Source organism: Undibacterium sp. Di26W (assembly GCF_049340265.1).
GTDB lineage: Bacteria > Pseudomonadota > Gammaproteobacteria > Burkholderiales > Burkholderiaceae_D > Undibacterium.
In genome coordinates this window covers 128086-142418 of sequence record NZ_JBMPOR010000004.1, presented here as the reverse complement: position 1 = coordinate 142418, position 14333 = coordinate 128086, and the positions used below count along the sequence as shown (strand labels likewise).

The following is a 14333-nucleotide window of genomic DNA, read 5'->3' as shown; positions in this document are numbered from 1 at the left end:
GTCAGAGATAGTATATGCGCAATACGGACCTTTTTTCACGGTTCGCTATAAGAGACTTCCTTGATGATGGCCTTGGTAGCAATGTTTAACGGGCAGACCATCGGTAAAAAAGTATCAGACCGTTCTGAATAAGCTAGCAAGGCACCATTGCTCATATCAAAATACCAGCCATGCAAAGCAATGTCACCTCTGGCTTCACGCTCGGATATCCAGGGAAAACTGCGCAGATTATTCAATGAATTGATGACTGCCCCCAATTCGCAGGCGCGTATCTGTTCCGATTCTGAACAGTTCGCCAGTTGTTGCAGCACTTGCTGCTTGACTGGTTCAACGATCTTCATCCAGCGGCCTATGAAATCTATCTTGCGGCTAGGTCGGTAACCCTGCATCAGCGCCCGTATGCCACCGCATTTTTCATGGCCCATGACGATGATGCGTTTTACATTCAGTGCCTCGACGGCGAACTGTATGGCGGCACTCACGCCATGTTGTTGTGCTGATTCATTGCAGGGTGGCACCAGGTTAGCGACATTGCGAACCACAAAGATATCCCCGGGATCACAATCGAGCAACAAGGCCGGGTCTACCCGTGAATCGCAACAACCTATCAATAAAGTGGTGGGGTTCTGACCGTGGTTCAGCTTTTCAAACAGCTTGTCTTCACCTGTGAAATATTTGCTTTGGAAACGCTGGAACCCCTCTATGAATTGCTGAATATTTCTGACTTCCATTCTCTACTCCATCCACTATTCCATTATGCAGCTAACCACCTGTTTGCGACATGAAACGAATAATTTTATGCGGCTGTTCCTTGAATTCATGGCGCTCCGGCTTTAATTCTATCGCTGTCCGTATGGCGGCATCCAGTTCCTGGTCACTGATACCGGCGCGCAGCAAGGGGCGCAGTTCAAACTTTTCTTCCTGCCCCAGACACATGTATAAGGTGCCATCGACCGACAGCCGCACACGGTTGCAAGTGGCGCAAAAATGCTGGCTGATGGGGGAGATGAAGCCTATCGTGCCTTTGCTGTCGCCCGTGGTCCAGTAACGGGCAGGGCCACCACCCAGTTCTGCCGCTGCGGGGATTAAATTAAACCGCTTGACCAATTGATCGCGGATCGGACCTATATCCATATACTGGCTGTTGCGTCCTGTCTCACCCATGGGCATGGCCTCGATCAGGCGCAAGATAAAGCCTTCTTCAAAGCAGAATTGTGCCATACGCATGATTTCATGGTCGTTGATGCCACGCATCACGACCATATTCAGCTTGATAGGATCAAAACCTGCTTGCTTGCCAGCTTGCAGCCCGGCCATGATGCTGGCGAAACTGTCGCGCCCTGTGATTTTTTCTGTGCAGGCCCGGTCCAGACTATCCAGGCTGACATTGATGCGACGCACGCCGGCATCGTGCAAGACTTGTGCATGCTTGTGTAATTGCGTCGCATTGGTGGAAAGCGAAATGTCTTTCAATCCCGGCAAGCCGGACAACTGCGCCACCAGTTGTGGCAAACCACGGCGTAACAAGGGCTCGCCCCCCGTCAGGCGCACCCGTCCTACACCCATGCGTGAAAAGGCGGCGACCACCCGGGTAATTTCATCAAAACGTAGCCAGTTCTCAGGCTCCTCAAAACCGGAAAAACCTTTGGGCATGCAATAACTGCAACGAAGATCACAACGGTCAGTGACAGACAGACGCAAATAACTTACCTGACGACCAAAACGGTCTGTCAGTGCAGGTCCGGATGAAGTGAGGGCAGGAGTTTCCATACCTGCATTGTGGTCGCAGACTGGCAACAGTACAATTCGCCGCCAAGCTAAAGGAAGATAGTTCTTTCGACGTATATAAACGACTCATTCGGCCAGAAATACGGCTTTTAACTCGTGCCGGTAACGCAACAAGCACGTGATCAGCAGGCTGCCCAGATAAGCCTGGGATAGGGAAAAGGCAATTCCAGCCGCAACAGCAAGCCAGCCCGGTGCCAATGGCAGTAATAGTAATAAGCCAAACGCCAGTAATACACTATGCGCTTGCCACCGCAAGCGCTGTGGTGGCAAAACTGCTTGCATGGTAGGTACGCGTTGCCCCATGGGTGTCTGTCTTCTCAAATGCATAAACACCAGAAATGGAATAATCTTACCCAGCATCGCATTGACCGGTAATACCGCACCACCAACTAGTACCAGCACACCGATCCACCAGGGTAGTGTCTGCAAGATAAAGTCCGGCGAAATAAAGTCCGGCAAGATAAAGTCCGGCAAGATAAAGTCCGGCAAAATAGACCCGCCAATATGTTTGAACACGGCAAGCAAAGCCGCACACATATAGCTGGCTGCACACACCAGCCATAAACTCCAGGCCGGATCAAAGCGACGTTTGGCACGCCAGATAGTCACGAACGAGATTGACGCCAACAGAAAAATCACCAGGCAAGTGAGTAACAAAGCAAATGGCTGCAGCGCAGGCCAGAATGCCAGCAACAAGGGCAGCCACAACACACCCGGCAATGCTCTTTGCCAAGATGCTGATGGACGTTTTGTTTGCCAGAACATAGGCACCGTTGTTGATGCGATGCCAACTACCAGCGTCGCTATCCAGCCTGTCAATCCCCAGCCCACGTGCAGGTCCAGCAAGTAAATGACATCCAATTGCCACCAGCCGGCAAAATTGCCAGCCAGGCTGATACCCAGCGCTACCACCAGCAACAGCGCCAGCACTATCCACCGCAAGGTACGGGTGGTGGCATCGACCACCGCAACCTCACACGCCGCTGTCAGCAAAGCCAAGGTAATGGCGCCATACAGTAACAAGGCCAGCACGCCGGCAAAAACAAATCCTGCGTTGCTAGCCTGCAAAAAACCCAGACTAAGTCCAACCGCAATAAGGGCCGAACCAAGTGCCACAAAAGGGGCTATCTTGCGCGCGCCTGTCACTGCTTGCCCCGCTACCACAGGCATTAATTGAAACAGGGCACCTATCATGATGGGTGCCAACATTCCCAACGCCAGGCAGTGAGTGAGCGCCAAAGTCAAAGGCGAAAACCTGTCCGGCAAACCCTGCTGCGGTCCGAATGCCAGCAGCAGGCCTGTCAACACGCCCATCCAGGGCGCAGGCAATAAACAGCCAAAGATAGTGGCTGGCGCAGGAGACAGCTCGTAGTTAAGTATTTTTACACCAGCCATAGATGGCGATCTGTGTATTGCTTTAGCGTGAACGGAGTGAACTCTCTAACCGCAAGAACAGGCACCACAACAAGTGCTACCCATACCCAGAACCGCTTCCAGATCAGGAATACTGCCGCCACACATGGGATACAGAATATTCTCTTCCTTTATATTGTGTTGCTGTATCAGGACATTCAACGTATCCAGCACGGCCAGTGCCTGGTCGGCTTGTCCGGCTGCCATGGCAGCGTTTGCTTCATCGCGCAAGTTGCGGATTTCTGCGTGTTCGGCACGCATGACCACCGTAGGGCCTTGCAGCATGCCGGTCGCTTTTTCCAAAGCGGGAAAAAGCTTATCTTCTTCCAAAGCAAAATGACTCTCCAGTTGCTGACTAAATAAACGGAAATTTCGCGCGGCAACTGCCACATCCCCTTTATGCAAAGCCGCTTCACAGCGATTCAATTGTTCATCACATTCCGTATGCTGAAGCACGAGTTTTTTCATTGCCTGCGACATGATTTACTTTCTTAATTATTGGGCTAGCGGTGTATCTACGCCCTGTATGTCAATGCCAGAAATCTTTGCACGCCCCACCAGCAATTGCAGATACTGGCGCAAGGCGTGATCGTGGCTGGCCTGGTGCATGGCCTTGGCGATATTGCTTTCTATATCGTCGAAAGGCAGTAAATTTCCATCCATCTTGCGGCCCACCAATATGATGTGCAGGCCAAAGCGGGTTTCCACCAGCTTGGGAATAATACGTCCAGGTTCTGCCGCAAATACGGCTTGCTCAAACTCTGGCACGGTCGCACCGCGTGTTATCTGCCCCAGGCTGCCGCCCACTTCGCTGGATGGGCAATTTGAATTTGCTTTCGCACATTCGGCAAACAGGGATGGATTTTCCAGCAAATCTGCCAATACTACGGAAGCATGCTTGCGCAAGGCATCCAGGTCTACCCCCGGTGTCACCTGAAACAGGATATGGCTGGCTTCGGCCAGCTCACCAACTTTGAAGCGATCTGGATAGGCCTGATACTGGCGCAGGCATTCATCACGCCCAGGTGTCGGCACTTTGACTTCCTGCTGCAGCAAGGCATCGACCCTGGCATCGTCGTCTTCATGCTGCAAACCCAGATGCTGGGCTTCATCCAGCAAGACACGGCGCAGCACCAGTGCGGTCATGGCACTTTTCATCGCGTCTGCGGCATCCTGATGCGCAGGCAGCTCCCGCTCCATATCGGCGTCTGTGAGTTCGTAATCGTTGACAATGACTGGCATGTTATTCCCCCTTACTAAACTTATTGAATCTATGGACAATCAGCGTGGTCTGACCAACTGCCACGCCCGGCTGATATATGTCACCGAAGCAAAACCACTCCAGACATGCACCAAGCGAGTAAATGGGAAGATCACGAACAGACTCAAACCCATGAATAAATGCAGCTTGAACAGCAAAGGTGCGGCAACAATGAATTCTGCAGCATCACCCTTGAAAGTGACAATGTGTTGAGCCCAGGTCATCAGCAAGACCATCATATGGCCATCGCTATGATTCGCCGATTCAAAAATCGTCGACAAACCCAAACCCAGTGTCACGAATATCCATAACAGCAAGACCTTGTCTCCTGTTTTTGTCACCGCAGAGATACGGGCATCAGTAAGACGGCGATGCAACAAGATCAGCAAGCCCAGCATGCACAGGGTGCCAAAGATGCCACCGGCGACGATGGCGATCATTTGCTTGAAGCTATGGCTGATACCCACCGTGTCCCAGACGACAACCGGGGTCAGCAAACCCACCAGATGGCCAAAGAACAGGCCCAGTATCCCCACATGAAACAGGATATTGCCTAACCGAAGATTACCGGCATGCAGCATCTGCGATGAATCACTTTTCCAGGTATATTGTTCACGCTCAAAACGCGCCAGGCTGCCGAGCAGAAAAATAGCCAGCGCGATGTAGGGATAAATCCCGTAAATAAATTGATGCAGGTAAGTCATGATGGTCTCCCTGTTTATTGGGCTGCAACAGCACCTTGTTTAGGCTGTCTGGGATAAAAATTCACCGGATGCGTGCCCGATAAATTGGGCTTCAGTAAAGGTTCCACACCGTCCGCACCAGGGCCAAAAGTTTCCATTGCATCATCCATATCACGTACTGGAGGCTCCCCCTGTTCATGCGGTACCACATCAGTCAATGTTGTCAGCAACAAAAACAGATTGGCGTAAGGGCTGTCCTTGCGTTGCAGGCGCATCCCGATTGCCGCCAGCACATGAATGGCTTCACCAAGCAATTTCTCTGAAGTAGCTTGGTCCATCAGGCTCAGGAATTCCAGGAACAGTGGAACAAAATCCGGCAATTCACTGGCCTCTGGCTCAAAACCATGAGTGCGATATTCTTCTATCAAATCAACCATGGCCTGCCCGCGATCACGACTTTCACCATGAATATGTTCAAACAGGTGCAGGGACAAAGAATGCGTGCGGTCAAACGTACCCACGTAGTTTTCTTGCAGTGCAATCAGGCTGTTTGATTTCAGATAGCTCAATATGGCTTGCAGTGCGTTCAGAAATTCTGGTTCGTCTTGCAGCGCTTGCTCAATCTCAGGCAGGGCGGCAATAAGATCAGGCTGCGGGTAGCTCATCAATGCCGACAAGATGCGATAAATTTGCATACAATTTCCTTTTTTGTGTCAATACAGGGCGCATTTTCTGCGCCCGGACAAATTATTCGGTGGTCGACATTTTTTTACGCGACTTGGGCATTTCCACAAAAATCACGCTGCCTTGTGGTTTCTTGCCAAACAAGGCACCATCTGATGTACCACCCGAACAACCGTTACCAAAAGTGAATCCGCAACTGCCTTTTTCATTGAAGCTGTCTTCCACCATTTCCTTATGTGAAGATGGAATCACGAAGCGGTCTTCGTAGTTGGCAATCGCCAGGGTCTGGTACATGTCTTCCACTTGCGCAGCACTCAGCCCCACCTGTTTCAATACTTCATGATCAAGCTGCCCATGCACGGTTTCAGAACGCTTGTAGGCACGCATGGCCAGCATGCGTTCCAGGGCGCTGAGTATCGGTTCCTCTTTGCCTGCGGTCAGCAAATTGGCCAGGTAGCGTACAGGAATGCGCAAAGACTTCACATCAGGAATAATGCCATTCATGCCCATATGGCCTGCTTCTGCCGCCTTTTGTATCGGTGACAGGGGTGGTACATACCAGACCATAGGCAAAGTGCGGTATTCCGGATGCAGGGGGAAAGCTATCTTCCATTCCATTGCCATTTTGTAGACCGGGGATTTTTGTGCTGACTGTATCCAGCTTTCAGGTATCCCATGCTTGCGTGCTTCGGCAATCACTTCTGGATCGTGCGGGTCCAAGAAGCAGCCGAGTTGCGCTTCATATAAATCCTTTTCATCCGACACCGAAGCAGCAGCTTCGATCTTGTCCGCGTCATACAGCAAGACGCCCAGGTAACGGATGCGACCTACGCAGGTTTCTGAACAAACAGTAGGCTGACCAGCCTCAATGCGTGGGTAGCAGAAGGTGCATTTTTCAGCCTTGCCCGAACTCCAGTTGTAATAAATCTTTTTATAGGGACAGCCGGAAATACACATGCGCCAGCCCCGGCATTTATCCTGGTCCACCAGTACGATGCCATCATCTTCGCGTTTGTAGATGGAACCTGACGGGCAAGATGCCACACAGGCCGGGTTCAGGCAGTGTTCGCACAGACGCGGCAAATACATCATGAAGGTGGATTCAAAGGTGCTGTACATCTCTTTTTGCACGCCTTCAAACAAGGCATCTTTGCTGCGCGCACTGAACTCGCCACCAAGATCGTCTTCCCAGTTCGGGCCCCAGACTATCTTATCCATTTTCTTGCCGGTCAGCACCGATATGGGACGTGCTGTCGGCGGTGTCTGCATCAGGGGTGCATTTTGCAGATGTTCATAGTCAAATGTAAAAGGCTCGTAATAATCATCAATCGAAGGCAAATTCGGGTTGGCGAAGATATTGGCGAGTATGCGCAGCTTGCCGCCCTGCTTCGGCTCCAGCTTGCCAGCCTCATTGCGGTGCCAGCCACCTTTCCATTTCTTCTGGTTTTCCCATTCTTTCGGATAACCAATACCAGGCTTGGTTTCGACGTTATTGAACCATGCGTATTCCACACCATCACGACTGGTCCAGACATTCTTGCAAGTGACTGAGCAGGTATGACAACCAATACACTTATCCAGATTCAGTACCATGCCGACTTGTGCACGAATTTTCATGATGCTGACTCCTCTTCCAGTTTGCCTTCCAGCCAATCGACCTTTTTCATTTTTCTCATGACAATGAACTCATCCCTATTGCTACCGACGGTACCGTAATAATTGAAACCATAAGCGAGTTGTGCATAGCCACCTATCATGTGGGTGGGCTTCAGGACTGCGCGCGTGACCGAGTTATGGATACCACCGCGTTTGCCGCTGAGTTCCGCTCCCGGGGTATTGATGATCTTTTCCTGGGCGTGATACATCAGGCACATACCTTTCGGCACACGCTGGCTGACCACGACACGGGCGGTCAGGGTACCGTTGCTATTAAAGACTTCAACCCAGTCGTTATCCACCAGACCGGCTTCTTTCGCTTCACCTTCGGATATCCACACATGGGGGCCGCCACGACTCAGTGTCAGCATGCGCAGATTGTCTGAATAGGTGGAATGGATACCCCATTTCTGATGCGGCGTAATGAAATTGAGAACGATCTCTTTTTCACCGTTTGGTGACTTATTCAGCATTGGTGCCACGGTTTTGGTATCGATAGCCGGTTTGTAGACGCACAAACCTTCGCCGAAATCCAGCATCCAGCGGTGATCCTGATAAAACTGCTGGCGGCCAGTCAGCGTGCGCCATGGAATGTATTCATGCACATTCGTGTAACCGGCGCTGTAGCTGACTTCTTCAGATTCCAGACCAGACCAGGTTGGTGCAGAAATGATCTTGCGTGGTTGTGCCTGCACATCGCGGAAACGGATCTTGTCATGTTCACGACCAACTGCCAGGTGCGTATGATCACGGCCGGTAATCTTGCCCAGCGCTTCCCATGCCTTGACTGAAACATGGCCATTGGTTTCCGGTGCGAAGGTGAGTATCATTTCGCAAGCGTCGATGGCACTTTCCAGACGTGGGCGACCTTTGCTGATACCTTCTTCCGTCACAAGCTTGGTAATGCCACCGATTTCCTTGACTTCATGTTCGGTGTTCCAGTTGATCCCTTTACCACCATTGCCCAGTTTGTCGAGCAAAGGTCCTATCGATGTAAATTTTTTGTAGATATCTTTATAGTTGCGTTCTACGACGAAGAAATTAGGTGCAGTCTTGCCCGGAATCAGATCGCATTCACCTTTTTTCCAGTCCTTGGGTTCAAAAGCCTGGCCAAGTTCACCCGGAGTATCGTGCATCAAGGGTTGCAAGACAATGTCCTTGCGGGTACCGAGATAGTCACCACCAATTTCGGTAAATTTCTTGGCAATGCCTTTATAGATTTCCCAATCGGTCTTGCTTTCCCACAGCGGTTGCACAGCTTCACTCAATGGATGAATGAAGGGATGCATGTCAGAGGTATTGAGGTCATCTTTTTCATACCATGTTGCAGTCGGCAGGACGATGTCACCATACAGACAAGTGGTGCTCATGCGGAAATCCAGCACTACCAGCAAATCCAGCTTACCTTCTGCCGCCACTGGGCGGTATTTGACTTCCGATGGTTTGACCGCTTCATCCGGGTCATCAAACAAGGCATTTTGTGTACCCAGCAAATATTTTAGGAAGTACTCATGTCCTTTGCCTGAGCTACCCAGGATATTCGAGCGCCAGACAAACATATTGCGCGGGAAGTTTTTAGGATTATCCGGGTCATCGCAACTCATGTTGACCGTGCCTGATTTCAGGCTATTTTTCAGATAATCCTGCGGTGTCAGGCCTGCTTTTTCTGCTGCATCACAAACATCCAGCGGATTGGTTTCCAATTGCGGTGCGGATGGCAACCAGCCCAAACGCTCGGATTTGGCATTCATGTCTATCATGCTCATGTGGCTGATTTTGGACTTGTCTGCCGTCGGTGCCAGGATCTCATCCATCGCCAGCTTTTCATGACGCCATTGACTGGTATGTGCGTAGAAGAAACTGGTACCATTCATCTGGCGAGCGGGGCGTACCCAGTCGCTGGCAAATGCCAGCGGTGCCCAGCCAAACTGTGGACGCAGTTTTTCTTGCCCAACATAGTGGGCCCAGCCACCACCAGATTTACCGATACAACCGCACATCATCAGCATATTGATGATGCCGCGATAAATCATGTCATTGTGGTACCAGTGATTCAAGGCAGCACCGACGATGACCATGCTCTTGCCTTCGGTGTCATGGGCATTTTGTGCAAATTCACGCGCTACCTGTATCACCAGATCACGCTTGACGCTGGTATGTTTTTCTTGCCAGGCTGGTGTGTAGGGAACATCATCGTCATACGATGCGGCAACCGCACCACCCAGCCCCTGGTCAACGCCATAATTCGCCATCGACAAGTCATACACAGTCGCCACCAGAGCAGTACTGCCATCGGCCAGGGTCACACGTTTTGCCGGCAAATGACGCAACAACATATCATTGGCGTCTGTGCCGCCAAAATAGTTGAAACCGACAGTGACTACTTCGTCATGCTTGCCTATCAGGCTCAGTTGCGGGTCAATGGCACGACCTGAATTGCCGTCTTTGGCTTCCAGGTTCCAGCGACCGACCTTGGCACCGTCGTCGAACTTCCCTTCACCCCAGCGATAACCGATGGAACCATTGGGCGATACAATATCACCCGTGATTTCATCGATAGCCAGCGTTTTCCAGTCTGGATTATTGGCTTCGTTCAGATTGCCCGGCATTTGTGAAGCACGCAGCATTTGATCTGGCACATAGCAGCCGTTGCGCTCCACCAGGCGTACCAGCATCGGCATGTCGGTGTATTGTTTTACATAGCTGCGGAAATAGGCGGATTTATTACCGAGATGGAATTCCTTCAATATCACATGGCCCATGGCCATGGCCAGCGCGGCATCGGTACCCTGTTTCGGTGCCATCCAGATATCACCAAACTTGACCATCTCACCAAAATCAGATGACACGGCCACGGTTTTAGTACCTTTGTAGCGTACTTCAGTATAAAAGTGGGCATCCGGAGTACGCGTCTGCGGTACGTTCGATCCCCACACCATGAGGTAAGTCGAGTTATACCAGTCAGCAGATTCCGGCACGTCAGTTTGCTCGCCCCAGATTTGTGGGCTGGCTGGTGGCAGATCGCAATACCAGTCATAGAATGACAGCGGTACGCCACCTATCAGGCTCAGGTAGCGTGAACCGGCTGCATACGACACCATGGACATTGCCGGGATAGGTGAAAAACCAACCACGCGATCCGGGCCGAATTTTTTGATGGTGTAGGCATTTGATGCGGCGATGATTTCCTGTGCCGTATCCCAGTCAGCGCGGACAAAGCCACCCAGGCCGCGCACGGACTTGTAGCGCTTTGCCTTTTCAGGATTTTGGCTGATGGCTTCCCATGCATCGATCGGTCCCATGGTCTTGCGGGCTTCCTGCCACATTTCCATCAGGCGACCGCGTATCATCGGATACTTGACGCGCTGTGCTGAATACACATACCAGCTATATGATGCACCGCGCGGGCAACCACGTGGTTCGTGATTGGGCAAATCAGGGCGGGTACGCGGATAATCCGTCTGCTGGGTTTCCCAGGTGATCAAACCGTTCTTGACATATACCTTCCAGGAACAGGAACCAGTGCAATTGACACCATGGGTAGAGCGCACAATCTTGTCATGCTGCCAGCGACTGCGATAACCATTTTCCCACTTACGGTCTTCTTCTACCACGGCACCATGACCATCGGAGAAGGTAGACTTCACCCGCGACATGAACTTCAATCTATCCAGAAAATGACTCATCGTAAACTCCATATCAGGTGGGTGACGTACCCACATTTTCTTTAATGCATACTGAGAGTGTAGAGAATCAAAGCTGTCCCGCCCATTCTTCGGTGCGGTGTAACTCCTTGCGCATTCGCACTAGTCCATCTAGTCCTTTAGAACTACGGAATCCCTGATTAAGCTACTGCGCGACGCTTACTCAGGCATTCCTGCAAGCAGACTTGCAAAACAAAACAGCCTGTATATACACAGGCTGTTTTCAGGATATTTCTGTCTATTAGAAATCTAGCAAGGCATCTCTGCGCCTTTGCGTGAGTAATACCACCAGGTGATGGCCATGCAACTGATGTAGAAGGCAATGAAAACATACAGTGCCATATCAGGTGCGCCCGTCATTTTGATGGAGGTGCCAAAGCTTTGTGGAATAAAGAAACCACCGTAGGCACCGATGGCACCAGAAAAACCCAGCACGGCGGCAGATTCTTTGGCGGCATCCAGCCGGGCTTGTTTCAAGGCAGGCTCGCCCTTGCCTTTCGCTGCACGTTCACGATCCAGCTGGAAAATGACCGGTATCATGCAAAAGGTTGAACCGTTTCCCAAGCCGGTCAAAATGAACATGACGATAAAGGACACAAGAAATGGCATGAACTGATGCTCATGCAAGGCTGGCAAAATACCTGCGACTATCGTGATGGCCATGGCGACGAATACCCAGAATGTCAATCTGGCACCACCGACCTTGTCAGAAATCATGCCGCCAATTGGCCTGGCCAGTGCGCCAGCCAAAGGACCAAGGAAGGCAAATTTCACGACATCAATTTCTGGGAACTGCGCCTTGATCAACATCGCAAAACCGGCAGAAAAACCAATGAAAGAACCAAAGGTACCGATATACAACCAGCACATCAGCCAATTGTGCTTACGCTTGAAGATCACCGCCTGATCAGCAAACGAGGCTTTGGCCGAAGCGATATCATTCATGCCAAACCAGGCCATCAGCGTTGCCACCACAATAAACGGTACCCAGATAAATCCGGCATTCGCCAGCCAGAACATAGTGTCTGCACCAGTTTTGGCGTTATGAAACAAGAAACCATCACCAGATACACTAACGCCAAACATGGCAGAAGAAATCACCAGTGGGGTGGCAAACTGCACCACAGAGACGCCAAGATTACCGATACCGGCGTTCATGCCGGTTGCATAACCTTTGCGTGATTTCGGAAAAAAGAAACTGATATTCGCCATGCTGGAACTGAAATTTCCACCACCCAAACCGCACAGCAGGGCCAGGATCAGCAAGGTCGAATAACTGGTCGTCGGATCTTGCAAGGCAAAGCCCATACCGATAGCAGGAATCAACAAACTTGCAGTGGAAATTGCGGTCCATTTACGGCCGCCAAATACGGGCACCAGGAAAGAATAGAAAATTCGCAAGGTCGCGCCTGACAAAGCAGGCAAGGCCGTCAGAAAGAATAGTTGATCCTTGCCGAAATGAAACCCGGCCTTGTCCAGATTAGCCGCTACCACGCTCCATAGCATCCATACTGTAAATGCCAGCATCAGACTGGGAATGGAAATCCATAAATTTCTATTCGCAATCGAACTGCCTTCCTTGCGCCAGAACTCAAGATTCTCTGGCTCCCAACGGTTTAATACATGGCTCATCATATGCTCCTGATTTTTAAAAAAACTTTTAAAACAATTTTATGTTTAGGACTTACGCAAAATTGTCCCAGCAAGGCTATCGCCTTAGGAAACCTTCCTTGCAGGGAAGGTTCGTTATGTCGGCAGGCAACGTGTTGCCTGAAACCCCGACTTCACCGCAGCGACGAAGACAGTACGAATAGTACGGCGAGGAGTTGCAACGCAGCTGGGGCGATTTTTCGTAAGTCCTTCAGGCGGGCATCGCCGCCTGGGCAGCCAACATGCCCTCCCTGCGAAATTGGAAATGCATCCATACCAGGGATACACAGACCGTGCCGTACAACAGCATGAAACAGGAACTGCGCACACCGGTTATGTCGACAATGGCACCGAACAAGACCGGCAAGATAAAGCCGCCCAGACCGCCCGCCAATCCAACCACGCCAGATACGGCACCAATATTGCTGCTGTAGTCATCCGATATAAATTTGAAGACAGATGCCTTACCCACCGCCATCGCAATACCAACGACAAACAGGATGGCAGTGAACATCAACGGTGTAAGACCTATATGAAATGTCTGCATGCCGTTGATGGTTTTGATCGTGAAGTCAGTTTGTGGATAAGACAGCAAAAAGAAGGCAACCCAGCACGCCCACATGACCCACCATGTCACTTTATAGGCGCCAAATTTGTCGGACAACCAGCCGCCAAAGGCACGCAGGACACCGCCAGGCAAAGAGAAACAGGCAGCCAGCAAGGCCGCGCTCTTGATGTCAAAGCCATATTCGGTCACGTAGTATTTGACCATCCACAAACTCAGCCCGACATAGCCGCCAAATACGACGGAATAGTACTGGCAATAACGCCAGACTTTGGGGTCTTTCAGCATTTTCAGCTGGGCCAGAAAGCTGATATTTGATTTGACGTTATGACTGGGATCGGTGGCAGAGGACACCCAGAATATCAAGGCAGCAGCCAGCATCATGACGGCGTACACCTTGGGCACCAGCGTCCAGCCTGCTGCTGCGATCAATGCCGGTGCAATGAATTTATTTACTGCCGCGCCCGAGTTACCAGCCCCAAATATACCCATGGCCAGGCCTTGCCGCTCTTTCTTGAACCAGCGTGCGACGTATGGGGTACCAACAGAAAAAGAACCACCGGCCAGGCCAACAAACAAGCCCAATACCAGGAAATGCCAGTAAGCCGTTGCATAGCTGATCAGGTAAATCGGCACGACCGTAAACAACATCAGCAAGAACAGGACGATGCGACCACCAAAGCGATCCGTCCAGATACCAAGCGGCACGCGTATCAGCGAACCGGTCAGCACCGGCATCGCCGTCAGCAGGCCAAATTCCGTTTCGTTGAGATGCAATGCCGCCTTGATCGGAATGCCGATCACGCCAAACATCATCCAGATGGTGAAACATACAGTGAACGCCAGCGTGCTGGAACCCAGCACCGAATAGGCTTTGCCCTGACTAGCCATGACAGCTCCTTTTGTTTTTATAGGTGCTATCAGCTTAA

Annotated in this window: 11 protein-coding genes; all 11 read right to left on the bottom strand. The window is 51.1% G+C overall.

Going from position 1 to position 14333, the window contains the following annotated elements; genetic code table 11:
- Positions 1 to 35: 35 nt before the first annotated feature.
- The 11 genes from ACO0LM_RS06780 to ACO0LM_RS06730 all read right to left on the bottom strand — a co-directional run bounded on the left by ACO0LM_RS06780 (position 36) and on the right by ACO0LM_RS06730 (position 14295).
- On the bottom strand, positions 36 to 731 hold the full coding sequence (locus ACO0LM_RS06780) for a carbonic anhydrase (RefSeq protein ID WP_423035515.1): 696 nt from the start codon (positions 729 to 731) through the stop codon (positions 36 to 38).
- A gap of 31 nt (positions 732 to 762) precedes the next feature.
- Positions 763 to 1770, bottom strand: coding sequence for a GTP 3',8-cyclase MoaA (moaA, locus tag ACO0LM_RS06775; RefSeq protein WP_423035513.1), 1008 nt, complete (start codon positions 1768 to 1770; stop codon positions 763 to 765).
- Positions 1771 to 1854: 84 nt separating this feature from the next.
- Positions 1855 to 3183 (bottom strand): hypothetical protein, encoded by a 1329-nt coding sequence (locus ACO0LM_RS06770; RefSeq protein WP_423035511.1) that lies wholly within the window; start codon positions 3181 to 3183, stop codon positions 1855 to 1857.
- 45 nt (positions 3184 to 3228) lie between these two features.
- A complete protein-coding gene (locus ACO0LM_RS06765) occupies positions 3229 to 3657 on the bottom strand; it encodes a hemerythrin domain-containing protein (RefSeq protein ID WP_423035510.1) in 429 nt (142 codons plus the stop codon).
- Between the two features lie 39 nt (positions 3658 to 3696).
- Positions 3697 to 4443 (bottom strand): peptidylprolyl isomerase, encoded by a 747-nt coding sequence (locus ACO0LM_RS06760; protein ID WP_423035508.1) that lies wholly within the window; start codon positions 4441 to 4443, stop codon positions 3697 to 3699.
- Between the two features lie 39 nt (positions 4444 to 4482).
- Positions 4483 to 5166, bottom strand: coding sequence for a respiratory nitrate reductase subunit gamma (narI, locus tag ACO0LM_RS06755; RefSeq protein ID WP_423035506.1), 684 nt, complete (start codon positions 5164 to 5166; stop codon positions 4483 to 4485).
- Between the two features lie 14 nt (positions 5167 to 5180).
- A complete protein-coding gene (gene narJ / locus ACO0LM_RS06750) occupies positions 5181 to 5840 on the bottom strand; it encodes a nitrate reductase molybdenum cofactor assembly chaperone (RefSeq protein ID WP_423035504.1) in 660 nt (219 codons plus the stop codon).
- Between the two features lie 52 nt (positions 5841 to 5892).
- Complete coding sequence (narH, locus tag ACO0LM_RS06745) at positions 5893 to 7446, bottom strand: nitrate reductase subunit beta (RefSeq protein WP_423035502.1); 1554 nt, start codon at positions 7444 to 7446, stop codon at positions 5893 to 5895.
- Entirely contained in the window at positions 7443 to 11171 is a 3729-nt protein-coding gene (locus tag ACO0LM_RS06740; RefSeq protein WP_423035500.1) for a nitrate reductase subunit alpha, read from the bottom strand. Before ACO0LM_RS06740 ends, narH begins: the two co-directional genes overlap by 4 nt.
- 267 nt (positions 11172 to 11438) lie before the next feature.
- The gene (locus ACO0LM_RS06735) at positions 11439 to 12824 is read right to left on the bottom strand and encodes a NarK family nitrate/nitrite MFS transporter (protein WP_423035498.1); all 1386 of its coding nucleotides are present in this window, start codon (positions 12822 to 12824) and stop codon (positions 11439 to 11441) included.
- Between the two features lie 226 nt (positions 12825 to 13050).
- Positions 13051 to 14295: an MFS transporter gene (locus tag ACO0LM_RS06730; RefSeq protein WP_423035496.1), complete on the bottom strand. Its 1245-nt coding sequence runs from the start codon at positions 14293 to 14295 to the stop codon at positions 13051 to 13053.
- Between the last annotated feature and the right edge of the window lie 38 nt (positions 14296 to 14333).

Excerpts from the sequence above, each read along its gene's own strand:
- ACO0LM_RS06730 (WP_423035496.1), bottom strand. The coding sequence starts at position 14,295 with ATGGCTAGTCAGGGCAAAGCCTATTCGGTGCTGGGTTCCAGCACGCTG.
- narH (WP_423035502.1), bottom strand. The coding sequence starts at position 7,446 with ATGAAAATTCGTGCACAAGTCGGCATGGTACTGAATCTGGATAAGTGT.
- ACO0LM_RS06735 (WP_423035498.1), bottom strand. The coding sequence starts at position 12,824 with ATGATGAGCCATGTATTAAACCGTTGGGAGCCAGAGAATCTTGAGTTC.
- ACO0LM_RS06760 (WP_423035508.1), bottom strand. The coding sequence starts at position 4,443 with ATGCCAGTCATTGTCAACGATTACGAACTCACAGACGCCGATATGGAG.
- narI (WP_423035506.1), bottom strand. The coding sequence starts at position 5,166 with ATGACTTACCTGCATCAATTTATTTACGGGATTTATCCCTACATCGCG.
- ACO0LM_RS06740 (WP_423035500.1), bottom strand. The coding sequence starts at position 11,171 with ATGAGTCATTTTCTGGATAGATTGAAGTTCATGTCGCGGGTGAAGTCT.
- ACO0LM_RS06770 (WP_423035511.1), bottom strand. The coding sequence starts at position 3,183 with ATGGCTGGTGTAAAAATACTTAACTACGAGCTGTCTCCTGCGCCAGCC.
- moaA (WP_423035513.1), bottom strand. The coding sequence starts at position 1,770 with ATGGAAACTCCTGCCCTCACTTCATCCGGACCTGCACTGACAGACCGT.
- narJ (WP_423035504.1), bottom strand. The coding sequence starts at position 5,840 with ATGCAAATTTATCGCATCTTGTCGGCATTGATGAGCTACCCGCAGCCT.
- ACO0LM_RS06780 (WP_423035515.1), bottom strand. The coding sequence starts at position 731 with ATGGAAGTCAGAAATATTCAGCAATTCATAGAGGGGTTCCAGCGTTTC.